Genomic DNA, 22118 nt, shown 5'->3' with positions numbered 1-22118 from the left:
GTAGTATGTATTTTGTGAGCTGCGACCTCGCCAGTAGCCGACGTATCGATCCGCGATTTTCACGATACAACCCGACGAACATCGGTTAATGGGAATTCTATCGAATATACCTGCCAGTATTAATTCATTCAGTTTTCCGCGTATACTCTAATTTATTAACAGTAAAGTTATATGGTATGCGTTGGATTCGGACATATGCCAGTTCGATCGAACCGTCGAAGACTACTGTCCGGGCTCTGTACCGCTGGTCTCAGCGGGCTGGCCGGTTGTCTCAGTTCGGTGCCGGGGCTTGGCTCGGGTGACGTCGAGCAGGGGAGCAGTATCGGGGGAACGGACAGGACGCTCAAACTCGGGGTAATGCAGCCGCTGAGCGGCGATCTCGATTCTGTGGGTGGACCGATTCGAGACGCGGCGTTGCTGCCGATCCGGCAGGTCGAAGACAGCGTGTCGCTCGAGATCGAGTACGACGTCATGGATACAGAGACGTCACCGGCAGCGGGCGTGCAGGGTGCCGCCGATCTCGTCGCAGCGGGATACCCGATGATCAACGGACCGGCCGCGTCCGACGTGACATTACAGGCGACCCAACAGGTTCTCATTCCCTATCGGACCGTCTGTTGCTCGCCGGGTGCGACCTCTCCGACGATCACGTCGCTCAACGACGCCGGCCTCGTCTTCCGTACAGCGCTCTCGGACTCACTCCAGGCGGTCGTCCTCGCTGATCAGGCGGCGAACGATCTCGACCACGATCGCGCAGCGACCCTCTACGTGAACAACGACTACGGCTGGCAGCTGAGTCAGGCGTTCAGCAGTTCGTTTCAGACCAGCCACGGGGGAACGGTCTCGGCGCAGGTTCCGCTCGAGGAGGGTCAAAGCACCTACACCGACGCCATCGAACGCGCTCGAGTCGACGATCCGGAGTTACTCGTCGTGATCGGCTATCCACAGACGGGAGGCCAGGTACTCACCGACCTGGGCAGGGACGCCGAGGAGGATATCCTCGTTACCGACGGACTGCAGGACAGCGAGCTTCAGGACGAGGTCGACTACTCGCTGGACGGCATTCGCGGAACCGCACCGCTGGTCGCCGGGCCCGGAACCGAGACGTTTACCGAACTGTACGAGAGCGAGTACGACGTCGAACCGAGCGTCTTCACGTCTCACTCGTACGACGCGACCGCCGTCCTGTTGCTCGCGAACGCCTATGCGGGCCAAAACGACGGTACAGCGATCAGAAGCGCGATGCAGGCGGTTACCACCGGCGAGGGCGAGACCATCACACCGAAAACCCTCGCCGACGGCCTCGAACTCGCGGCCGAAGGAGAGCCGATCGCGTACGAGGGAGCCTCGAGTTCGGTCGGATTCGACGAGAACGGGGACGTGGTCGACGCTGTCTTCAAATACTGGGAGTTCGATCAGGATGCCGACGGAGGGATCCGCGAAATAGACCGGGTGAGTGCGTAATGCCGTCGCTCGCGAATCTCGTGCCGGCGTTCGTCAGACGCCGATACCTCGTCAAGTTCGTGATCTCGATCCTGGTAGTCGTGCTGGTGATCGGTTCCGTCGGGTTCGTCAGCTACGCCCAGATCGACCAGACTGTGCGAGCGGACTCGAACGAACAGCTCGAATCGACCTCCGAAATGCAGGCAGATGCGATTAGCAACTGGGTCGAAACGATGCGCGTTCAGACGCGAACGGCGTCCGCATCGCAGGTGCTACAGGAGGGGAACCCGCAGGAAGCACAGGCACACCTCGTCGAAGAACAAGCTCGAATGGACGTCGACGTGCGGGCGATCCACTACGTCGACACCGAAAACAACGAAATCGTCACGAGTACGAACGCGGCCTACCGCGGCGAGTCGTTCTCGTCACTCGAGGAGCCGTGGGCAGACGGCGAATTCACCGACGAGTTCGTCCTCGACGAGTCGGTCTGGAACTCGCCGGCTGCCTACGAATCGCCCTCGCTCGGCGATCAGGTGATGGCGTTCGCCAGCCCGGTGACCGAACGCGACGATCGCGCGGTCATCATCATCGGGACGCTCGAGTATCAGGTCGGACAACTGCAGGACGAGAACGCATCTTCCTCCACGATCATCCTCGATAGTGACGGCTCCGCGATCTTCCAAACCGAGTCGGCGGCGATCGACGCCGACTCGGTCGACACGGACGCAATGGAGGCTGCCCTCGGCGGCCGGCTAATGCGTGTAGAGGACGACGACGCCGTGCGGGCGTACGTCCCCGTCGGGAACACACAGTGGGTAGCAGTCACCAGTATCCCGACAGAGCAGGCCTACGGGGTCGCGAGCGATGTCGGGAACAATGTTATCGCAATGGTGCTTGCGAGTTTGATCACACTCGGGCTCGTGGGCGTCGTGCTGGGACGCCAGACCGTCGTTCCGCTGGCTCGGCTCCGCGACCGGACGACCGAGATGCAAGCGGGCAACCTCGACGTCGACCTCGAGACGAACCGGATCGACGAGATCGGGCGGCTGTACGACGGGTTCGACGACATGCGCACCTCGCTGCGAGAGCAGATTACGAACGCCGAGTCCGCACGCGAGGAAGCCGAAGCCGCCCGTGCCGAAACCGAGTCGATAAACCGCCACCTCGAGACCAAAGCCGAGGAGTTCAGCGCAGTTATGGACGAGTGCGCCGACGGTGATCTGACGCGACGGCTCGATCCCGAAAGCGAGAGCGACGCGATGACCGATATCGCGCTCGCGTTCAACGAGATGGTCGAGGAACTCGAGGAGACGACCGCCGAGGTCAAGTCCTTCGCGAACGAGGTCGCGACCGCGAGTGAACAGGTGACGGCCAGTTCCGAAGAGGTCCGGTCGGCGTCTCAACAGGTCTCCGAATCGATCCAGTCGATTTCTGACGGTGCGGACCAACAGAATCAGAACTTACAGTCGGTCAATCAGGAGATGAGCGGCCTCTCGACGACGACCGAGGAGATCGCAGCTTCCTCGAACAACGTCGCCGACATCGCAGAACGGACGGCGGAGACGGGTCGTCTCGGTCGCGAAGCGGCGCAGGAAGCCATTGACGGCATGCACGAGATCGAGGCGGAATCGACGGAAGCGGTCGACGCGATCAAAGAACTCGAGTCGGAGATGGCACAGATCGACGAACTGGTCGAATTCATCTCCGAGGTCGCCCGAGAGACGAACATGCTCGCATTGAACGCGAACATCGAGGCCTCTCGAGGGGACAGCGGTGAGGACGGCTCCGGGTTCGGTGCCGTCGCGAAACAGGTCAAAGAGCTGGCCGCGGACACGAAATCGACCGCAGAGGACATCGAACAACGGCTCGAGCGGATCGACGAACAGACGGCCGAGACGGCGACGGAGGTCCAGCGGACGGCAGATCGGATCGCGGAGCACGTCGGCTCCGTGGAGAACGCCGCCGAGGCGCTCGACGAAATCGCCGATTACGCCGAGAAAACTAACGACGGCGTACAGGAGATTTCCGCGGCGACCGAGGAACAGGCGGCCTCGACACAGGAGGTCGTCGCAATGGTCTCGTCGGCTGCCGAGATCTCCGAATCAACGGCAGCCGAATCCCAGCGCGTCGCGGCAGCCGCGGAAGAGCAAACGTCCGCCCTCTCCGAAGTGTCGAAAAGTGCGAGTTCGCTCGCCGATCAGGCGACTCGCCTGAGCGAGACGCTCGATCACTTCGAGACGAAACCGAGAGACGAGTCGGACATCAATAGCGAGGCGGCTCTGGAGTTCGACAAAGCGATCGTCGACGGCAACGAGGACGAGCGACGTCGCGGGAACGACGCGGACGGCGACGGTGAATCTGACGGTGCATCGACCCGGCCTGATTCGGATGCGAACGATACCGACCACGAGGAACTCAACGGCTCGTTCACGTTCGACCGACTCGACGACGAGTAGACGGGGTGCCGGCCGTCCGATTCCGCCACGAACGGTCGTTTCTATCACTCCGGATATAAGACACCGTAGTTGAAATCCCCACGGCCGAAACCGGGACGCGCTCGAGCCGTCGAAGTGTTGGACTCTTATAAATGTTAGTAAACATAAGTATAGTTATATTATTCAGTCATACATATATCTGATAGGCGAAGACTATCGAAACTCGTCGCACGTGGGGGAGGCAGCGACAGGAGACGAGCCGTCGTCGTGGGATCGGCGAGGGGGACGGCGGTCGGTACTGGGATCACGCCGAGCCACCTCGGGGAAGACGAAACCAGTCACGATCGGTCACGTCCGGACGGAAGCTCTCCGACGACGGGTGGATCCGGGTTACGACGAGTGCTGACCGACGGTGGAACCGTTTCGAATGCCGCGGACGACCGACCGACGACCGGATCGCCGACCTCGAGTCGCTGAAGAACGATCCCGGTTCGCTCTCGGACGAACTCGAGACGCGGTCGACCGGATCAACGGAAAGCTCGCGTCGGACCTCAAGACCTTTACCTGGACACCGACCTCCGCGAACGGGCCAACGCGGACGAGCGAAGTGTTCTCGAGTAGCTGGTGAAAGACGACGTGTTCGGACTGGTGACGGTCTCGTTCGTGGCGACCAGTGCGATCGGCGCGTCGATTGGGTACGCCGACGGCCGGTACGCCATTGCCGCAGTGTTCGCCGCTGTCCCGATTGCGACCGTGTTAGGTGCCCACGTTCTCTTCCGGTGATCGTAGCGGCTCCGGGACACACGAGCGGCGTTGACCGCTGGATTCGCGAATACGACCCTGCTACCCCGTCTGACCGCAGCCACGTTCGATCCGTTACGTACTTTTCGTCCCCCTCCTAAACGCTCCCAATGGAACTGCTGGAGCGGCGACGGGCGCTAATCGAGGAGCGTCTCGAGGAGGTCGTCGAAGGACTCGAGCCCGAGACGCTCAGCGATGAGGTCCGCCACGTCGCGCTCTCCGGGGGAAAGCGCGTTCGACCGATGGTGACCCTGCTGGCCTGCGAGACGGTCGGCGGGCGGGCCGAGGACGCGGTCGAGTTCGGTGTCGGGATCGAACTCGTCCACACGGCCTCGCTGGTCGTCGACGACATCATCGATCGATCGGAACTCCGACGCGGGACGACCAGCGCGTGGGCCGAGTTCGGCCACGGGCCGGCGATCATCACGAGCGACGGCCTGCTCGGCGAGGCGTTCGCACTGTTTTCGGCGGACCCCGACGCCACTCGCGTCGTCGCCGACGCGATGGTCGAACTCGGCGTCGGCGAGGCGACCGAACTCTCGGCCCAGCCGGAAAACGAAGACGAGTACATGACGCTGGCGCGGCGCAAGACCGGCGCGCTCTTTCGGGCCGCGGCCGAACTGGGTGCGATCGCCGCCGACTCCGATCCCGTCACCGTCGACGCGCTGGGCGAGTACGCCGAACGCGTCGGCGTCGCCTTCCAGATCAGAGACGACGTGTTAGACGCCGTCGCCGACCCCGAGGAACTCGGCAAGCCGACCGGCCACGACGCCGCCCTCGAGCGGCCGTCGGTCGTCCAGGTGACCGATCTCACGCCCGAAGCGGCCAACGCCCGCGCTCAGACCGAGGCCGATCGGGCGATCGACGCCCTCGAGCGGGTCGAGGTCGCCGACCCGGAGGCTCGGGGGTACCTGCTCGAGCTGGCGGAGTTCGTCGTCGAGCGCGAGCGGTGAGCGGTCAGACCCGCTCCGCGCCCCGCCTGTCGTCCTCCCGCTCCGAGTCCGAAAAGCGCGATTCCGCGACGGCGAAGGTGAGCGTACTGACGATGCCGAGCAGCGTCCCCGCCGTCAGCGCCGTCGCGAGGAAGGTGAGTTCGACCCGGTCGAGGAAGAAGGCACTCACCGCGTGGAGAACGACGGCGATCGAGAGGACGTAGAAGGGGGCGTTGAGGTAGCGCCACTCGAGCGAGCCGGCGATGTACTCGTCGGTGATCTGGCCGAGGCTGGTCGTCAGCCCCGCGACGGCGAACCAGCGGATCGAGCCGTTGAGGAGCGCGGCCAGCATGACCGGGACCTCGAGGTCGCCGGCGGTCGATTCCCGGACCGCCTCGAGGGTGTCGAGCCCGTTGACGCCACCGAGGACGAACAGTGCGGCGGCGACGACGTAGGCGAGCAGGGTCGTCCGACCGGCGTACAGCGATCGTCGAGCGCGTTCGACGCTCGCGTCGAGGCGGTCGCCGAGCCCCAGTCCCCGCGAGATGAGATAGAGCCCAAGCAGGGCGGAGGTCGTCCCGAGGACGAACCCCGGCATGTCGAGGACGGTCCCGATCAGGGCGAGCGGATAGATCAACAGCAAGATACCGAGCGGAATCAGGACCGTCCCGCGGGTCTCGGGGTCGTCCAGCACTTGTTTGATCGTGTAGTACATCGACTCGAGGTTCTGTGCCTGCCGGACGACGACGCGGCGGACGCCGTCGATGGGCACCCGCGAGCGGATGATCGGGATGACGGACTCGTCCTGTGCGCCGTCGGTGACGACCAGCGCGGTGACGTCCTCGCCGGTCGAGAGGCTCGCGAGGACGGTGTCGACCTCGTCACCGACCTCGCGGTTGGCGCTGACGTCGCCCTCGTCGTTGCCGGTGACGACGGCGACCTCGACGCTCTCGTCGCGGTCGGCCAGATCGTCGTAGACGTGTAGCCCCTGAAAGATCACGTTGACGTCCGAGTCCTCCGGGTCCGCGGTCGCGAGGGCGACGGCCGCCTCCTCGACGGGCTCGCGGCCGATGACCGGCGTCGAAAAGCCGGTCTTACGACCGAGGTCGTCGTCGAGATCGACACAGAGGACCAGCAGCATCAGGCGGACGTTCGAGGGCGGGGTATTTCCATCTTCTGGGGTCGGAAGAAGACACACGGCGGACTCGAGGGCGGCGCGGCTGTCGTGGTCCGCGACTCCGCTCGAGGGTCGGGAACTGACGCCCCGTTGGCCGTCACAGCTACGTCGATCGCGCCGATTTCGTCCCGTCGGTCGGAACGGCGACGTCCCGGAACTCGAACCGCGCACCGCCGTCGTCGCCGTCGCACGCGGCGACGGTCCAGCCGTGGGCCTCGGCGATCCCCTCGACGATCGCCAGCCCGAACCCGGTCCCCTCCGCCGCGGTCGTGTGACCGAATTCGAACAACGATTCGCGATCCGCCGGCAGCCCCGCGCCCGTATCCTCGACGTAGAAGCCGTCGAAGCGGTCGCCGCTGCCGGTAGACTGGGACTTTCGCTCGAGCGGCCCGACGGTGACGGTCAGGCGATCGTCGTCGCACCCCTGTTCGACGGCGTCCTGCTGCGCGTGCGAAGCAGGGCTCGTCGAGCCGTGTTCGACGGTGTTTCGAAAGAGGTTCTCGAGCAGCGATCGAACACGGGTCTCGTCGCCGTACAGTTCGAGGTCGGTTTCGATCTCGAGGCGGGCGTCGCCGGTGTCGACGGTCGCCCAGGCCGCTCGGACCGTGGCCGCGAGCGGAAACCGCTCCTCGTCGCCGATCGCTTTCCCCTGCCGGGCCAGCTGGAGGAGTCCATCGATGAGTTCCTCGATCCGGGCGAGCGACCGCTGCAATTTCTCGACGCGGTGGTCCTCGGCCTCTCCCTCGATGAAATCGAGATTGCCCTGTGCGACGTTCAGCGGGTTCCGCAGGTCGTGACTGACGAGGGTCGCGAACTCCGCTAACCGCTCGTTCTGGCGCTCGAGTTCGCGTCGGTAGCGTCGCCGGCGCGTGACGTCCCGAATCGCGTGTATCGTCCCGGTGAACTCTCCACTATCGAGCGGCAGAAGTCTGGTGTGGACGTCGTGGATCCGCTCCTCCCCGTCCGGCGACTGAAACCGAACCTGATACTTCGCCCGCTCGCGGTCAGTCGCCGAGGAGAGCAGATCGCGGACTTCCTCGACGTACTTGGTCGTTACCGACTCGCCGTAGTAGCCGCGATCGATGAGGGCCGGAAACGGCGTTCCGATCAGTTCCGTTCGCTCCTCGAGGAAGGGGTCGGCGAACTCGTCGTTACACCAGTCGATGACGGCGTCCGCGTCGAGGGTGAACAGCGCGGTCGGTACGAGTTCGAGGATTCGATCGTTCCCGACGGGGGTCCGGTATCGCTCGAGTTGCCGTTCGCTCTCGCGGCGAACCCGTTCGGCACGGCGGTTCACGACGGCGTTCTCGATCCGGTTTGCGAGTACCGTGTACTGAGCGGTTCCCGACCACTTTCGGCGATAGTCGGTAACGCCGGCCGAGATCGCCTCGCTCGCAATCTCGTCGGGCTCCGTTCCGGTGAAGAGGACGAACGGGACTGCCGGATCGCGCTCCCGTACCGCCGCGAACAGCTCGAGGCCGTCCGTGTCCGGCAGCTCGTAGTCGCTGACGACGCAGTCGATCGGTCGGCCGGGACCGTCGCTCGCGCCGTCGAAAACCGCCAGCGCGTCGCGGCCGTTGGCCGCGGTCGTCACGTCGATCTCGTCGTTCCGTCGCTCGAGAACGGTGGCGGTCAGCTCGCGGTATTGGGGGTCGGCATCGACACAGAGGACGCGGATCCCCGGGGACATGGGTTACGTTACATACAGACGCCACCGTATAATAGTGTGGCTATGTGCTGGCACGACACACGGACCGACGGTTTCGCACTGCTTTTGAGGCTCGGGTGGGTACGTACCCTCGAATGATCTCGAAGGGCTGTGAGCAGTGCGCGAAAGGCGGCAAGATGGTGCTGTTCGTCTACGGTTACTGCGACCAGCGCGACTGCTTTTACTGCCCGCTCGGCGAGAACCGGAAGAACGTCACCGACGTCTACGCCAACGAGCGACTCGTCGAGAGCGACGAGGACGTCCTGACCGAGGCCCATCGGATGGACGCCCTCGGGACGTCGATTACCGGCGGCGAACCCCAAGAGGCACTGGGCCGGACCTGCCACTATCTCGAGTTGCTCGAAGACGAGTTCGGCGAGGATCACCACACCCACCTCTACACCGGCATCACCGGCGGCCGGGAGAACATGCGCCGCCTCTCCGAGGCCGGCCTCGACGAGATTCGGTTCCACCCACCGTACGAACAGTGGGGCGATCTCCACGGCACCGAGTGGGAGGAGATCCTCTACACCGCCCGCGAAGAGGGGTTAACTCCCGCGTTCGAAATCCCAGGCATCCGCCCCGAGGAGGAGTTCCTCGAACTGATCGACGAGGGGGCGGCCGAGTTCTGTAACGTCAACGAGTTCGAGATGAGCGACGGGAACTACCGCCGGATGCAGGAACAAGGCTACGAACTCAAAGACGACCACATGAGCGCCGTCGACGGCTCCCGCGAGGAGATCCTCGACGTCATGGGTGATCACGAGAAGGTCTACTTCTGTACGTCCGTGTTCAAAGACGCCGCCCAACATCGCCGCCGCCTCAAACGCATGGCCCGCAACATCCGCCGCGAGTTCGACGACGTCACCGACGACGGCACCCTCGTCTACGGGAAGACCTACGCCGATCCCGAGGAGTTCGAGGCGCTTGGCGTCCCCGAGGAGTTCTACACCGTCAAGAGCGACCACGTCGAGGTCGCCTGGTGGCTTCTCGAGGAGATGATCGAGGAGGGGGACCTCGAGGACGGCGAAATCGTCGAGCAGTATCCGACCTACGACGGACAAGTAGTCGAGCGGACGCCGCTGGCGTAACGACCGCGAACGAGCGACGTGAGTGAGCGGCTTTTTGATGGAGATTTTTCGAGGAGCGGGCGAGCAGCGCAAACGGACCCGATGAGAAAGCCGTCGTCAGTCGAGTTCGGTCGGATCGACGCCCGGTAGCGTGATGAGGTTCTCCCGACCGATCCGGAGTTTATCTATCTCGTCGTCGTCGTCCATCTGCGAGAGGAGTTGGGAGACCTTGGCGTTCGACCAGCCGGTCTCCGAGACGATCGAGGCCTGCTTCATCCGGCCGCCGTTTTGTTTGAGCAAGCGGAGGACGCGCTCCTCGTCGCTCAGCAGTTCGGGATCGACCGCGTCGTCGGACGACCGCTCGTCGTACTCGAGGTGCGTGTCGGGCTCGGCATCGGGATCGTCGGTCGCGGCCGTCGGCGACGCCGGGTCGGTTCCACCGTTCCCGTCGGTGGCGGCCACGTCGGACTTGTCGCGGTCGAACGGGTTCGAAACGTCGACCGATTCGACGAGCGCCGCGAGCCTGTCGGGCGACCGCGGGACGTGTACGTCGTCCCGTCGGACAACGAGGTACCCGCTTACGCCGACGAGTAGCGCGACGAGCGCGACGAGCAGCCATCCTGTCCCGGAGAGCAGTGGGGGATCGCCGCCGCCGGCGCCGGCCCCGCGGAGCATGGTGATCTCGAGTCCCTCGCTCCGGAACGTGTGCGGCCCGTCCCAGACGAGCGCTCCGTCGTCCGTTCCGGTCGGGGCGTCCACGAAGCCGTAGTTCTCCGGCGGGTCGACGACGAGACGCTGGTCCTCCGACAGTGTCCCGATAACGGGGACTGTATCGCCGGCGTACATCCGGTCGCCGTCGATCTCGGCGAAGTTCGTCCAGGTGAACGAGTACGAGACGATACCGATTCGGGCGTCGGAACCGCTCTCGGACTCCGCGTCCGTTTCGGCCCGTTCGATCCGCTGATCGTCCCAGCCGGCGTTCTCGATCGACATCTCGCGGCCGGTCGACTCCGACGCGTCGGCCGCGTACCGTTGGAACAGTCGCGGATCGTACGGGGCCGCTCGCCGGCCGGACACGATCGCACCGCCGTATTCGCGGAAGAGATCGGCCTCCGTCTCGTTAGTGATCAGAAATCGAGTCTCGACGGACCACCTCGCGTCTCCGTCGTCGGTGATCCGAACCCGGACGACCTGTCCGGGTTCGGGACTCTCGAGGGGTGGGGGCGACTCCTGCGTCGACGAGACTGACGGAGGGCGTTCGTCCGACTGAAACGAGTGGGACGACGCTGACGGGGACCGATCGGCGGGCGGCATCGCAGCCACTGCCCCGAAACTGGCCATCGCGAGGAGGACTGTGAGGGCGACCGCAGCGGCAGTGGAAATCCGCATACGTACAACAGGTGTTCCGCCGGGGGAAAAAACCCTTTCCATCGAAAAATAAAGTGTTACTACCGGCGCTGATGGGTCTCGCCGCCCGTAATCGGTTACTAAAACGAGACGATTCGGTGTCCGACGGCAGACGACCCGTTTTTGTATCAGGAGTTCGTATCGTGGTACGATGAACGAGGCGACATCGGCCCTTCTCGCCGTGCTTCTCGTCCTCGCAGTGCCCGCGACGGTGGCCACAGCGGCGACCGCTGACGGCGACTCCTACGCCCTCCAACGGGAGCCGGCGCTCCAATCGCCGACCGAGCTCGAGAACACGACGAACCGCCTCGAACTCTCGGGCGAGATCAGAAGCGAACACGCCGGGTACAGCGGCGGGCTCGGTACCGAACTCGCGAGCGCGGACGACGAGCTTCGGGTCGATCACACGCAGTACGCGGTCGTCGACGACGGGTTCGAAGCTGCGAGCGCTGACGAACGAACGGCGATGATTCAGGCGGCGTACGATCGGCTCACCGACCGCATCGACGACCTCGAAGAACGCGAGCGGCGGGCGGTGAGAGAGCACGCCGCCGGCGATCGCTCGTCGACGGCACTGCTACGGACGTTGGTACGGAACCAGCACGAAGCGGAGGTCCTCTCGGAACACATCGCCGTGCTGGAGGACCGCGCAGATCGGGTGCCCGGGTATTCCCTGTCATCGGGCCAGGTTCGGGCGACGTACAAGGCCCTCGAGAAGCACCAGACGCCCCTCCGATCGAACCTCGAGCAGCAGGTCACGACGGCGGGTGACGAGGTCGTCGTCTCGACCTCGCAGAGCGGATACAGCGTCGCGATGATAGACGGGAGCCAGTACGTCGTCGAAACAACCCGGTTCGATGCGCGCGGCGAAACGGACCGAAACCGGTTCGACGACGGCGAGGCGTACGACCACGTCTCCGAACTCTACCCGTGGGCGAGCGAGTTCGGCCCTCACTTCCAGGACAACAGCCCCGACTACTACTGGGCGGAGATGGCCCATGATCAGGGTCGCCTCGAGTTCTATTTCGACGGCGATACCGGAGACGTCTACCATGAGATACAAGTGCTGTCGACCGACTCGCTTCCCGTGACCGACGGCGGCACGTGGTCGGAGGACGGCCTCGAGATGACGATCAACGAGACGCCGGCCAACGGGCCGATCGAGGTCCAGGTGACCGACTCGGAGAGCGGCGAACCCGTCGACGCGACGGTCACCGCCGACGGTGCCGAACTCGGATCGACGGGCGAAGACGGAGCGCTGTGGCTCGTTCCACCAGCCGACGGGTACGACCTAGCGGTCGAGTCGAACGACAGAACGGTCAACGCTACGATCACCGTCGACTGATCGACGGACGGTCCCGGCTGTGGCCGCGTTGCGTACCGATCGCGACGCCATCGTGCGATCGGATGACCGGTGAATTTCGTCGCCGAGACGGTGCGCGGCGACCGGGGAGGATTTATATCGGAAAGCGCGCCCAAGACCGGCAATGCGTACACTACGAGGCCGTCGGGTTCGAGGACAGCCGGAAGCGGAGGGTCGACGCGGTATCAGCCCGGTTCTCGGCGTCCTCACGCTCCTCACTTTGACCGTCTGTCTGGCGGGGGTCCTCGTCGTCGGCGTCGGGGCGTGGTCGATCGCGTCCCCGAGGCCGACGGCGACGTTCGACCTCGCGGCGAACGGGTCGGCGTCGACGCTCGACATCGAACACGTCGCCGGCGACCCGATCGACGTTGACGAACTGTCGGTGACGATCGCGATCGACGGGCGGGAACTCGACGACCAGCCGCCAGTGCCGTTCGTCGGTGCGAGCGGGTTCGATGGCATGCCGTCGGGACCGTTCAACGCCGAGGCGGAGTCCGAGTGGACGAGTGGCGAACGGGCCGGCCTCTCGCTCGCGACGACGAACCAGCCGGAGCTTTCGCCGGGCGATTCCGTTACCGTCACGCTCGCTGTCGACGACCGGCAGATAGCCACTCTCGAGACGTCGGCGACGTGAACCGGGCTACTCGGGCGCGCGACCGATCGTCGTGATCGCGACGTCGGGTTCGTAGGACGGCCCCATGAAGGCGTGTTTCACGTTCTCGAAGCCGGCAGTTTTGAACATCCGGTCGGCCTCGTACTCGTCGTAAAAGAGCATGATCGAGTCGGCGAGCAGTTGACTGACGACGTTGTCGGGGTAGTTCGGACCGACGACCAGCACCTGTCCGCCGGGTTTGAGGACGCGGCGGAACTCCCGGAGCGCGAGGATCGGGTTCGGCCAGTACTCGATCGAACCCGACGACCAGACGACGTCGAACGTGTCAGTCGCAAAGGGCAACCGTTCGGCGTCGCCGCGGTGGAAGTGGACCGGCGGGCCGCGTTTGCCGAACTTCTCGTAGGCCTGTTCGAGCTGGTGTTCGCTCTGGTCGAGCGCGTACACCTCGTCGACGTGTTCGAGCAGTCCCTCGGTGGCGAACCCGGTGCCACAGCCGACGTCGAGTACCGTCATGTCGGCCTCTAACTCGAGCAGGGACAGGGCCTCGGCGCGCATCTCTTCGGTCCAGACGAACGGGTTGACCTGATCGTAGACCCGCGAGAGGTACTTATAGAACAGTCGAGCGCGGGCCTTGTTCTCGAGAAGTCCCATTAGTATCGAGTTTCGGTCGGATCGGCATATGTCTGCCGTTCCCGGGGGCTCGCGGCCGGAACGTAAGCCGCTATTACCGGCGATCGTCCCGGTTCTCGCTGAGGCACTTTCGCAACTACCATATACGCGCTCTGGCAAACGTCCGGTTGCTTAGAGTATGCCGAGGCCAGAGGTTCTCGAACGAATTAAGTCGGCGGAAGAGGAGGCCGACGAGATCGTCGCATTGGCAGCAAACGACCGCGACGAGCGAATAGCCGAGGCCCGGGAACGTGCCGAGGAGATTCGCACGAAAGCGGAACAGGAGGCCCAGGAGTTGCGGGAGCGCCGCCTGGAGGAAGCTCGCGAGGAGATCGATGCGGAGTGTGAGCAGGTCCTCGAAGAAGGCGAACAGGAGCGCGAGGAACTCGCCGAGCGCGCCCGGGAGCGGGTCGACGAAGTGACAGACCACGTCGTCGAACTGTTCCAGGAGGACGTCCATGCTCAGACCTGAGCGGATGAGCAAGGTCTCGGTGACCGGATCCAGAGCCGTCATGGCTCCGGTCATCGAGACGGTCCACGACCTGAATCTGGTCCATCTCTCGGACTACGACGGCTCGTGGGAGGGGTTCGACAACGGGAACCCCATCGAGGGAGCCGACCGGGCCTCCGAGAAGCTCGTGACCGTCCGGGCCCTCGAGAGTACCCTCGAGCTATCGGCCGACGAGGCCGAGCCGGGGCGACTCGACGAGGGCTGGGAGGATCGGCTCGAGGAGGTCCGAACGCGGGTCAACGAACTCGACGACCGACGCGGCGAGATCACCGACGAACTGCGGCAGGTCAACGAGAAGATCGACCGCGTCGCGCCCTTCGCCGAGCTCGGGATCGACCTCGACCTGCTGTCGGGGTACGAGTCGGTCGACGTGGCCGTCGTCGAAGGCCCCGTCGGTGCGATCGAGGACGCCGTCGCGGCGTCCGACGACGTCCGGGCGTTCGAGACGTTCACCGGCGGAGACGTCGTGGCGATCGTCGCCGCGCCGACCGCGGACGCCGACGACGCGCCGATCGACGACGCCCTGGTCGGCGTCGACGTCACGCGCCACTCGGTGCCCGAGACCGAACAGAGTCCCGAGGCGTACGTCGCCGACCTCGAGGACGAAAAGGCCGGTCTCGAGGGTCGACTCGAGGAGATCGACGCGGAACTCGAAGCGATCAAGCGGGAGGAGGCCGGCTTCCTCCTGCGGGCCGAAGAGGAGCTGACGGTCGAGGTTCAGCAGGCGGAAGCGCCGCTGCAGTTCGCGACGACCGATCGCGCCTTCGTCGCGGAGGGCTGGATCCCGACCGACGAGTACGATCGACTCGTCGCCGCGCTGGACGACGCCGTCGGCGACAGCGTCGAGATCGAAGAACTCGAGCGGGCGGACTACGACCGCCACGGCGCACACAGCCACACCGAAGACGTTCAGGAGGGTGCGCCGTCGGCAGCGGACGAAGACGACGCAGCCGCCGACGCGGACGACCAACAACAGAAGGCGGTCACGGACGGCGGCTCGACGGTCACGATGGGCGACGAGCCGCCGACGATACAGGACAACCCGGGTCCGGCCAAGCCGTTCGAACTGCTCGTGCAGGCGGTCAACCGGCCGAAGTACAGCGAGCTGGATCCGACAGTCTTCCTGTTCCTGACGTTCCCGGCGTTCTTCGGGTTCATGATCGGAGACGCCGGCTACGGGATCCTGTACATCGCCATCGGCGCGTACATGGCGACCCAGTTCGACAGCAAGGGGATCACCAGTCTCGGCGGCGTCGCCATCTGGGCGGGGCTGTTCACGACCCTCTTCGGGTTCGTGTACGGCGAGATATTCGGCCTGCACATCCTCGGCGAGGTCGTCTGGCACGACCTGTTCAGCGTCGAGCTGTTGCCGCTGAACAAGGGCCTCGAGCCGGCTGCGGGTGACTTCGCGCTCGGCTGGATGGTCGTGAGCGTGCTGGCCGGGATCGTCCACCTGAACATCGGGTACATCCTGGACTTCTACGAGAATCTCAGCCACGGATTCAAGGACGCCCTCTTCCACAGCGGCTCCTGGATCCTCATGATCAACGGGATCTGGGTCTGGATCTTCTCGGCCCAGGCCGAGGGCTCGAAGCCCGACTTCCTGTTCACGACGTTCGCCAGCGACGGGCCGTTCCCGATCGGCTTCACCGGGTTCCCCGAGTGGGTTCTCGTTACCGTTCCCGGGATCGAGTTCCCGCTGTCGGCTCCGCTGCTGGTCTTCCTGATCGGGCTCGTCATGCTGATCGTCAGCGAACCCGTCGAGGCAGTCGAATCGCTCGACGTCGTCGTGAACGTCTTCTCGTACACCCGGATGGGGGCAGTGTTGCTCGCGAAGGCCGGCATGGCCTTCGTCGTCAACCTGCTGTTCTTCGGGGCCTACGAGGACCCCGACGGCGAGTTCCACTTCCTTCGGAATCACGAACCGAGCTACGTCGCCGAACACTACGGCGAGGGTGCCGAGGTCATCTTCAACGGCCTCATGCACTCGGGGACCGCGGCCCTGCTCGGTGGACTCGTTATTCTCGTACTCGGACACATCGTCGTGTTAGTTCTTGGCGTGACAAGCGCCGGCTTACAGGGCGTACGCCTCGAGTACGTCGAATTCTTTAACAAGTTTTATGAAGGCGGTGGGGAGAACTACGAACCGTTCGGAACCGATCGAGATCACATCGAGGACTAAGTAAACCATGACTGAAATCGCACTCACAGAACTGCCGGCGTTCGTCGAGACGGCAAGCATCGCACTCCAGAACAACGGATCCGCCGCGATGGGCCCGGAAGCAGCCCAGAACATCGCAAACGGGTATGGGGCCGCCGCAGCAGGGCTCGCAGTCGGCCTGGCGGCGCTCGCAGCGGGATACGCAGAGCGAGGTATCGGTGCCGCCGCAGTCGGCGCGATCGCCGAGGACGACGACATGTTCGTCCCGGGTCTGATCATGACCGTCCTTCCTGAGACGCTCGTGATCCTGGCCCTGGTCGTCGTCTTCATCCTCGGATAACCACTTCCCCCTTCTCCCACAATGAGTTTGGACACAGTCGTCAAAGACATTCGAGAAGAGGCCAACGCGCGTGCGGAGGACATCCGCAGTGAGGGCGAGACGCGCGCCGAGGAGATCGAATCGGCGGCCGAGGAAGACGCCGAGGAGATCCGCGCCGATGCGGAAGCCGAGGTCGAACGCGAGATCGACCAGCTCCGCGAACAGCGCCTCTCCAGTGCGAAGCTGGAGGCGAAACAGAAGCGTCTGGAGGCCCGCCGCGACGTCCTCGGGGAAGTCCGCGAGGCCGTCGAGGACGAACTCGCCGCCCTCGAGGGAGACGTCCGCGAGGAACTCACTCGCGACCTGCTCGAGGCCGCGAGCGAGGAGTTCGACGAGGGCGACGACGTCAACGTCTACGGTCGCGCCGACGACGAGGGGTTACTCGAGTCGATCGTCGCGGACTACGACGGCTACGCCTACGCCGGCGAGGTCGACTGTCTCGGCGGCGTCGTCGTCGAGAGCGACCAGTCCCGGGTCCGGGTCAACAACACGTTCGACTCGGTCCTGGAAGACGTCTGGGAAGACAACCTCCAGGGGATCAGCAACCGACTCTTCGAGCAATGAGCACGGTCGTTCCCACTCGCATGGCTCGTGAGCCACTCCCTGCAAACACTCACCATCAGGGGTGGTTCGCGTGAGCGCAGGTGCCTCGAATCCGGAATACGTGAACGCTCGCGTTCGGTCGCGCCGAGCCTCGCTGTTCTCGGACGAAGACTACCGCAAGCTGATCCGGATGGGGCCGAGCGAGATCGCACGGTTCATGGAGGAGACCGAGTACGAACGCGAGATCAACGAACTCGGCGCGCGGTTCTCGGGCGTCGACCTGATCGAGTACGCGCTGAACCGCAACCTCGCGAAGCACTTCGAAGACCTGATCGACTGGGCCGACGGTCGCCTCTATGACCTCATCGCCCGCTACCTGCGGAAGTTCGACGTCTGGAACCTGAAGACGATCATTCGCGGGATCTACACCGACACCGCCCCCGAGGACATCCGGACCGACCTCATCCGCGCCGGCGAACTCGAGGAGCGGACGATCGATCGGCTCCTCGAGACCGACGACATCGAGGACGCGATCGAAGTGCTGTACGGGACGATCTACTACGAGCCGCTGACCGTCGCTTACGAGGAGTTCGAGGAGACCGGCGCGCTCGTCCCCCTCGAGAACGCCCTCGATCGGGAGTTCTACGAGAACCTGTTGGCGGACGTCTCGGGCGGCCCGGGCGACGAGCCACAGGAGGGACCGGAAGCGAAGTACATCGAGTTCCTGCAGGCCGAGCTCGACTTCCGGAACGCCCGGAACGCGCTGCGACTCGCCCGCAGCGGTGCCGATCTCGACCCCGCGACCTACTACATCGACGGCGGCGTCCTGTTCGACGAGTCGGAACTGAGCCGACTGGTCGGCGATTACGACGCGCTGGTCGATCACATCGCCGAGAACCGTCGCTACGGTGACCGACTCTCCGCGGCGCTCGGGCAGCTCCGCGAGGCTGACAGCCTTATCCAGTTCGAACACGCACTAGACGCTGCGTTGCTCGAGTACGCCGATACGCTCTCGAGCATCTATCCGGCCTCGGTATCGGCCGTGTTGTCGTACATCCTCGCGAAGGAACGGGAGGTCGAGAACATCCGCGCGATCGCGCGTGGTCGCGAGGTCGGACTCGACGAGAACGAGATCGAAGAGGAGCTGGTGATCCTATGAGCCAGGAGATCGCAGTCGTCGGCAGCCCGGAGTTTACGACCGGCTTCCGCCTCGCGGGCGTCCGTCGGTTCGAGAACGTCCCGGACGACGAGAAAGACGAGCGACTCGACGACGCTGCAACGGCAGCCCTCGAAGACGAGGGCGTCGGTATCGTCGTCATGCACGACGACGACCTCGAGTACCTGTCGCGAAACGTGCGCCAGGAGGTCGAGACGAGCGTCGAGCCGGTCGTCGTCACCATCGGGAGCGGCACCGGTGGCGGGGGGCTGCGCGACCAGATCAAGCGTGCGATCGGTATCGACCTGATGGACGAGGACGAAGACAGCTAAACTATGAGCCAGGCAGAACAAACCGAGACCGTCGACGAAGACGGTGTAATCGAAAGCGTGAGCGGTCCCGTCGTGACCGCCACGGACCTCGACGCCCGGATGAACGACGTCGTCTACGTCGGCGACGAAGGACTGATGGGCGAGGTCATCGAGATCGAAGGGAACCTGACCACGATTCAGGTCTACGAGGAAACTTCCGGCGTCGGCCCGGGCGAACCCGTCGAGAACACGGGCGAACCCCTGAGCGTCGACCTCGGACCCGGCATGATGGACTCCATCTACGACGGCGTCCAGCGTCCGCTGGACGTCCTCGAGGACAAGATGGGGACCGCGTTCCTCGACCGCGGGGTCGACGCGCCCGGTATCGACCTCGAGAAGGAGTGGGAGTTCGAACCCACCGTCGAAGCGGGCGACGCGGTCGAGCCCGGCGACGTCGTCGGCGTCGTCGAAGAGACGGTCACCATCGACCACAAGGTCATGGTGCCGCCGGACTACGAGGGCGGCGAAGTCGTCTCCGTCGAGAGCGGCGAGTTCACGGTCGAGGAGACCGTCGTCGAACTCGACAACGGCGAAGAGATCCAGATGCACCAGGAGTGGCCGGTTCGCGAAGCCCGGCCCGCCGGTGAGAAGGAGACGCCGACCGAGCCGCTGGTGACCGGCCAGCGCGTCCAGGACGGCCTCTTCCCGCTCGCGAAGGGCGGGACGGCGGCGATTCCGGGCCCCTTCGGCTCCGGGAAGACCGTCACCCAGCAGCAACTCGCCAAGTGGTCCGACGCGGACATCGTCGTCTACATCGGCTGTGGCGAGCGCGGCAACGAGATGACCGAGGTCATCGAGGACTTCCCGGAACTGCCGGACCCGCAGACCGGGAACCCGCTGATGGCCCGGACCTGCCTCATCGCGAACACGTCGAACATGCCCGTCGCGGCCCGTGAATCCTGCATTTACACGGGCATCACGATCGCGGAGTACTACCGCGACATGGGCTACGACGTCGCGCTGATGGCCGACTCCACCTCCCGGTGGGCAGAGGCCATGCGGGAGATTTCGAGCCGACTCGAGGAGATGCCCGGCGAAGAGGGCTATCCCGCGTATCTGGCCGCTGCGCTCTCGGAGTTCTACGAGCGCGCCGGCAAGTTCCAGCTCCTTGGCGACGGCGAGGGATCGATCTCGGTCGTCGGGGCGGTCTCGCCGCCGGGCGGTGACTTCTCCGAGCCGGTCACCCAGAACACGCTGCGTATCGTCAAGACGTTCTGGGCGCTGGACGCCGACCTCGCGGAACGTCGGCACTTCCCCTCGATCAACTGGAACGAGTCCTACTCGCTGTACAAGGACCAGCTCGACCCGTGGTGGACGGACAACGTCGCCGGCGACTGGGCCGAAACGCGCCAGTGGGCCGTCGACGTCTTAGACGAGGAAGACGAACTCCAGGAGATCGTCCAGCTCGTCGGCAAGGACGCCCTGCCGGAAGACCAGCAGCTCACGCTCGAGGTCGCCCGCTACCTGCGTGAGGCGTGGCTCCAGCAGAACGCCCTGCACGACGTGGACACCTACTGCGAACCCGAGAAGACCTACCGGATGCTCGGTGCGATCCAGACGTTCAACGACGAGGCCTTCGAGGCGCTCGAGGCCGGCGTGCCGCCGGAGGAGATCACGGACGTCGACGCCGCGCCGAAGCTCAACCGGATGGGCACGGCCGAGGAGTGGGAGGAGTTCATCGACGAGATCGAGAACGACCTCAAAGAACAACTACGCGCACTGTACTAACGATGAAAGAGTACCAGACTATCACGGAAATCAGCGGTCCGCTGGTGTTCGCCGAGGTCGACGAGCCCGTCGGGTACGACGAGATCGTCGAGATCGAGACCGAGGACGGGCGGACGCTGCGCGGGCAGGTGCTGGAATCGAGCGAGGGTATCGTCTCGATCCAGGTGTTCGAAGGCACGGGCGGGATCGACCGCAACGCCTCCGTTCGCTTCCTGGGCGAGACGATGAAGATGCCCGTCACCGAGGATCTGCTCGGGCGGGTGCTTGACGGCTCCGGGAACCCGATCGACGGCGGCCCGGAGATCGTCCCCGACAAGCGACAGGACATCGTCGGCAAGGCGATCAACCCATTCTCCCGGGAGTACCCCGAGGAGTTCATCCAGACCGGCGTCTCCGCCATCGACGGCATGAACACGCTGGTCCGGGGCCAGAAGCTGCCGATCTTCTCCGGCTCGGGGCTGCCACACAACGAACTCGCCCTGCAGATCGCCCGGCAGGCGACGGTGCCGGAGGAAGACGAGGAAGGCGAAGGCTCCGAGTTCGCCGTCATCTTCGGCGCGATGGGGATCACCCAGGAAGAGGCAAACGAGTTCATGGACGACTTCGAGCGTACCGGGGCCTTGGAGCGGTCGGTCGTCTTCATGAACCTCGCGGACGACCCGGCAGTCGAACGCCAGGTCACGCCGCGACTCGCCCTGACCACGGCCGAGTACCTGGCCTTCGAGAAGGACTACCACGTGCTGGTCATCCTGACGGACATGACCAACTACTGTGAGGCGCTGCGCGAGATCGGTGCCGCACGCGAGGAGGTCCCGGGCCGACGTGGCTACCCCGGCTACATGTACACCGACCTGGCACAGCTCTACGAGCGCGCCGGTCGAATCGAGGGCAAGGAAGGGTCGGTCACGCAGATTCCGATCCTGACGATGCCCGGCGACGACGACACGCACCCGATTCCGGACCTGACTGGCTACATCACCGAGGGCCAGATCATGATGGATCGGGACTTAAACAGTCAGGGCATCGAACCGCCGGTCAACGTCCTGCCCAGCCTCTCGCGGCTGATGGACGACGGGATCGGCGAGGGCCTGACCCGCGAGGACCACGGCGACGTCTCCGACCAGATGTACGCCGCCTACGCGGAGGGTGAGGACCTGCGCGACCTCGTGAACATCGTCGGTCGCGAGGCGCTGTCCGAGCGCGACAACAAGTTCCTCGACTTCGCCGACCGCTTCGAGGCGGAGTTCGTCCAGCAGGGGTACGACACCAACCGCTCGATCGACGACACCCTCGAGCTCGGCTGGGACCTCCTCTCGGACCTGCCGAAGGAGGAACTCAACCGGATCGACGAGGAACTCATCGCGGAACACTACCGCGAAGACGAATCGGCCGAAGCCGTCCAGGCCGACTGACGACCGTCTCACTTTTTGCCGCCGCTGCGGTTTCGCAACTCGAGCGACAAGAGGCAGGTGTGTTGCGTATCTTTGTTTGCGCGCACGCGTGCGCCGCGTTCGATCGGCCGTATCGTCACAGACGTGTCGGTGCGCTGTCTCCGTGGCCGTAGCTCGTCACAAGGGGCCGGAGAGATTCCGGCCCCGATCCGTTCGATACACGGACTGTCACTGCGTGCAACGGGGGGAAAGGATCGTAT

19 protein-coding genes are annotated in these 22118 nt (G+C 64.7%); 15 read left to right on the top strand and 4 right to left on the bottom strand.

Annotated elements, in window-relative coordinates; translation table 11 throughout:
- Window positions 1–195: 195 nt before the first annotated feature.
- The 4 genes from A6E15_RS00785 to A6E15_RS00770 all read left to right on the top strand — a co-directional run bounded on the left by A6E15_RS00785 (window position 196) and on the right by A6E15_RS00770 (window position 5632).
- Window positions 196–1464: an ABC transporter substrate-binding protein gene (locus A6E15_RS00785; RefSeq protein ID WP_076142953.1), complete on the top strand. Its 1269-nt coding sequence runs from the start codon at window positions 196–198 to the stop codon at window positions 1462–1464.
- Window positions 1464–3899 (top strand): methyl-accepting chemotaxis protein, encoded by a 2436-nt coding sequence (locus A6E15_RS00780; protein WP_076142952.1) that lies wholly within the window; start codon window positions 1464–1466, stop codon window positions 3897–3899. Before A6E15_RS00785 ends, A6E15_RS00780 begins: the two co-directional genes overlap by 1 nt.
- Window positions 3900–4502: 603 nt before the next feature.
- Window positions 4503–4661, top strand: a complete 159-nt coding sequence (locus tag A6E15_RS20690) for a hypothetical protein (protein ID WP_175607184.1) — start codon at window positions 4503–4505, stop codon at window positions 4659–4661.
- Between the two features lie 128 nt (window positions 4662–4789).
- A complete protein-coding gene (locus A6E15_RS00770) occupies window positions 4790–5632 on the top strand; it encodes a polyprenyl synthetase family protein (RefSeq protein ID WP_076142950.1) in 843 nt (280 codons plus the stop codon).
- A 4-nt stretch (window positions 5633–5636) separates the two neighbouring features.
- On the opposite strand, the gene A6E15_RS00765 is transcribed toward A6E15_RS00770, so the two are convergent.
- Complete coding sequence (locus tag A6E15_RS00765) at window positions 5637–6752, bottom strand: DUF373 family protein (protein WP_076142949.1); 1116 nt, start codon at window positions 6750–6752, stop codon at window positions 5637–5639.
- Window positions 6753–6891: 139 nt separating this feature from the next.
- The gene (locus tag A6E15_RS00760) at window positions 6892–8478 is read right to left on the bottom strand and encodes a hybrid sensor histidine kinase/response regulator (RefSeq protein WP_076142948.1); all 1587 of its coding nucleotides are present in this window, start codon (window positions 8476–8478) and stop codon (window positions 6892–6894) included.
- Window positions 8479–8591: 113 nt separating this feature from the next.
- On the opposite strand from A6E15_RS00760, the gene A6E15_RS00755 reads away from it, so the two are divergent.
- On the top strand, window positions 8592–9587 hold the full coding sequence (locus A6E15_RS00755; protein WP_076142947.1) for a radical SAM protein: 996 nt from the start codon (window positions 8592–8594) through the stop codon (window positions 9585–9587).
- Between the two features lie 96 nt (window positions 9588–9683).
- On the opposite strand, the gene A6E15_RS00750 is transcribed toward A6E15_RS00755, so the two are convergent.
- Window positions 9684–10955, bottom strand: coding sequence for a helix-turn-helix transcriptional regulator (locus tag A6E15_RS00750; protein ID WP_076142946.1), 1272 nt, complete (start codon window positions 10953–10955; stop codon window positions 9684–9686).
- A 169-nt stretch (window positions 10956–11124) separates the two neighbouring features.
- Here A6E15_RS00750 and A6E15_RS00745 point away from each other — a divergent pair, with 169 nt between their 5' ends.
- Both A6E15_RS00745 and A6E15_RS00740 read left to right on the top strand, forming a co-directional pair.
- Window positions 11125–12318, top strand: a complete 1194-nt coding sequence (locus A6E15_RS00745) for a DUF7096 domain-containing protein (protein WP_076142945.1) — start codon at window positions 11125–11127, stop codon at window positions 12316–12318.
- Between the two features lie 142 nt (window positions 12319–12460).
- Window positions 12461–12970 carry a type IV pilin gene (locus tag A6E15_RS00740; RefSeq protein ID WP_076142944.1) on the top strand — a complete coding sequence of 170 codons (510 nt, stop codon included), beginning with the start codon at window positions 12461–12463 and terminating at the stop codon, window positions 12968–12970.
- A gap of 6 nt (window positions 12971–12976) precedes the next feature.
- On the opposite strand, the gene A6E15_RS00735 is transcribed toward A6E15_RS00740, so the two are convergent.
- Window positions 12977–13600, bottom strand: coding sequence for a methyltransferase domain-containing protein (locus A6E15_RS00735; protein WP_076142943.1), 624 nt, complete (start codon window positions 13598–13600; stop codon window positions 12977–12979).
- Between the two features lie 157 nt (window positions 13601–13757).
- Between A6E15_RS00735 and ahaH the strand changes: the two genes are divergently transcribed.
- The 8 genes from ahaH (at window position 13758) to A6E15_RS00695 (ending at window position 21879) form a co-directional block, all read left to right on the top strand.
- Window positions 13758–14090, top strand: coding sequence for an ATP synthase archaeal subunit H (gene ahaH, locus A6E15_RS00730; protein ID WP_076142942.1), 333 nt, complete (start codon window positions 13758–13760; stop codon window positions 14088–14090).
- The gene (locus A6E15_RS00725; RefSeq protein WP_076142941.1) at window positions 14077–16311 is read left to right on the top strand and encodes a V-type ATP synthase subunit I; all 2235 of its coding nucleotides are present in this window, start codon (window positions 14077–14079) and stop codon (window positions 16309–16311) included. Before ahaH ends, A6E15_RS00725 begins: the two co-directional genes overlap by 14 nt.
- Before the next feature lie 88 nt (window positions 16312–16399).
- Entirely contained in the window at window positions 16400–16630 is a 231-nt protein-coding gene (locus A6E15_RS00720; protein ID WP_076148116.1) for a hypothetical protein, read from the top strand.
- Between the two features lie 21 nt (window positions 16631–16651).
- Window positions 16652–17233: a V-type ATP synthase subunit E gene (locus tag A6E15_RS00715; protein WP_076142940.1), complete on the top strand. Its 582-nt coding sequence runs from the start codon at window positions 16652–16654 to the stop codon at window positions 17231–17233.
- Window positions 17234–17303: 70 nt separating this feature from the next.
- A complete protein-coding gene (locus A6E15_RS00710) occupies window positions 17304–18371 on the top strand; it encodes a V-type ATP synthase subunit C (RefSeq protein ID WP_076148114.1) in 1068 nt (355 codons plus the stop codon).
- On the top strand, window positions 18368–18700 hold the full coding sequence (locus tag A6E15_RS00705; protein WP_006180308.1) for a V-type ATP synthase subunit F: 333 nt from the start codon (window positions 18368–18370) through the stop codon (window positions 18698–18700). Before A6E15_RS00710 ends, A6E15_RS00705 begins: the two co-directional genes overlap by 4 nt.
- Before the next feature lie 3 nt (window positions 18701–18703).
- A complete protein-coding gene (locus A6E15_RS00700) occupies window positions 18704–20467 on the top strand; it encodes an ATP synthase subunit A (RefSeq protein ID WP_076142939.1) in 1764 nt (587 codons plus the stop codon).
- 2 nt (window positions 20468–20469) lie between these two features.
- Window positions 20470–21879: an ATP synthase subunit B gene (locus A6E15_RS00695; RefSeq protein ID WP_076142938.1), complete on the top strand. Its 1410-nt coding sequence runs from the start codon at window positions 20470–20472 to the stop codon at window positions 21877–21879.
- Window positions 21880–22118 lie beyond the last annotated feature (239 nt).

The organism is Natrinema saccharevitans (genome assembly GCF_001953745.1).
Classification (GTDB): Archaea; Halobacteriota; Halobacteria; order Halobacteriales; family Natrialbaceae; genus Natrinema; species Natrinema saccharevitans.
The sequence above is the reverse complement of the archived record's forward strand: the minus strand, read 5'-3'. Positions and strand labels throughout refer to the sequence as shown.

Excerpts from the sequence above, each read along its gene's own strand:
- A6E15_RS00785 (WP_076142953.1), top strand. The coding sequence starts at position 196 with ATGCCAGTTCGATCGAACCGTCGAAGACTACTGTCCGGGCTCTGTACC.
- A6E15_RS00780 (WP_076142952.1), top strand. The coding sequence starts at position 1,464 with ATGCCGTCGCTCGCGAATCTCGTGCCGGCGTTCGTCAGACGCCGATAC.
- A6E15_RS00770 (WP_076142950.1), top strand. The coding sequence starts at position 4,790 with ATGGAACTGCTGGAGCGGCGACGGGCGCTAATCGAGGAGCGTCTCGAG.
- A6E15_RS00765 (WP_076142949.1), bottom strand. The coding sequence starts at position 6,752 with ATGCTGCTGGTCCTCTGTGTCGATCTCGACGACGACCTCGGTCGTAAG.
- A6E15_RS00760 (WP_076142948.1), bottom strand. The coding sequence starts at position 8,478 with ATGTCCCCGGGGATCCGCGTCCTCTGTGTCGATGCCGACCCCCAATAC.
- A6E15_RS00755 (WP_076142947.1), top strand. The coding sequence starts at position 8,592 with ATGATCTCGAAGGGCTGTGAGCAGTGCGCGAAAGGCGGCAAGATGGTG.
- A6E15_RS00750 (WP_076142946.1), bottom strand. The coding sequence starts at position 10,955 with ATGCGGATTTCCACTGCCGCTGCGGTCGCCCTCACAGTCCTCCTCGCG.
- A6E15_RS00745 (WP_076142945.1), top strand. The coding sequence starts at position 11,125 with ATGAACGAGGCGACATCGGCCCTTCTCGCCGTGCTTCTCGTCCTCGCA.
- A6E15_RS00740 (WP_076142944.1), top strand. The coding sequence starts at position 12,461 with ATGCGTACACTACGAGGCCGTCGGGTTCGAGGACAGCCGGAAGCGGAG.
- A6E15_RS00735 (WP_076142943.1), bottom strand. The coding sequence starts at position 13,600 with ATGGGACTTCTCGAGAACAAGGCCCGCGCTCGACTGTTCTATAAGTAC.
- ahaH (WP_076142942.1), top strand. The coding sequence starts at position 13,758 with ATGCCGAGGCCAGAGGTTCTCGAACGAATTAAGTCGGCGGAAGAGGAG.
- A6E15_RS00725 (WP_076142941.1), top strand. The coding sequence starts at position 14,077 with ATGCTCAGACCTGAGCGGATGAGCAAGGTCTCGGTGACCGGATCCAGA.
- A6E15_RS00720 (WP_076148116.1), top strand. The coding sequence starts at position 16,400 with ATGGGCCCGGAAGCAGCCCAGAACATCGCAAACGGGTATGGGGCCGCC.
- A6E15_RS00715 (WP_076142940.1), top strand. The coding sequence starts at position 16,652 with ATGAGTTTGGACACAGTCGTCAAAGACATTCGAGAAGAGGCCAACGCG.
- A6E15_RS00705 (WP_006180308.1), top strand. The coding sequence starts at position 18,368 with ATGAGCCAGGAGATCGCAGTCGTCGGCAGCCCGGAGTTTACGACCGGC.
- A6E15_RS00700 (WP_076142939.1), top strand. The coding sequence starts at position 18,704 with ATGAGCCAGGCAGAACAAACCGAGACCGTCGACGAAGACGGTGTAATC.
- A6E15_RS00695 (WP_076142938.1), top strand. The coding sequence starts at position 20,470 with ATGAAAGAGTACCAGACTATCACGGAAATCAGCGGTCCGCTGGTGTTC.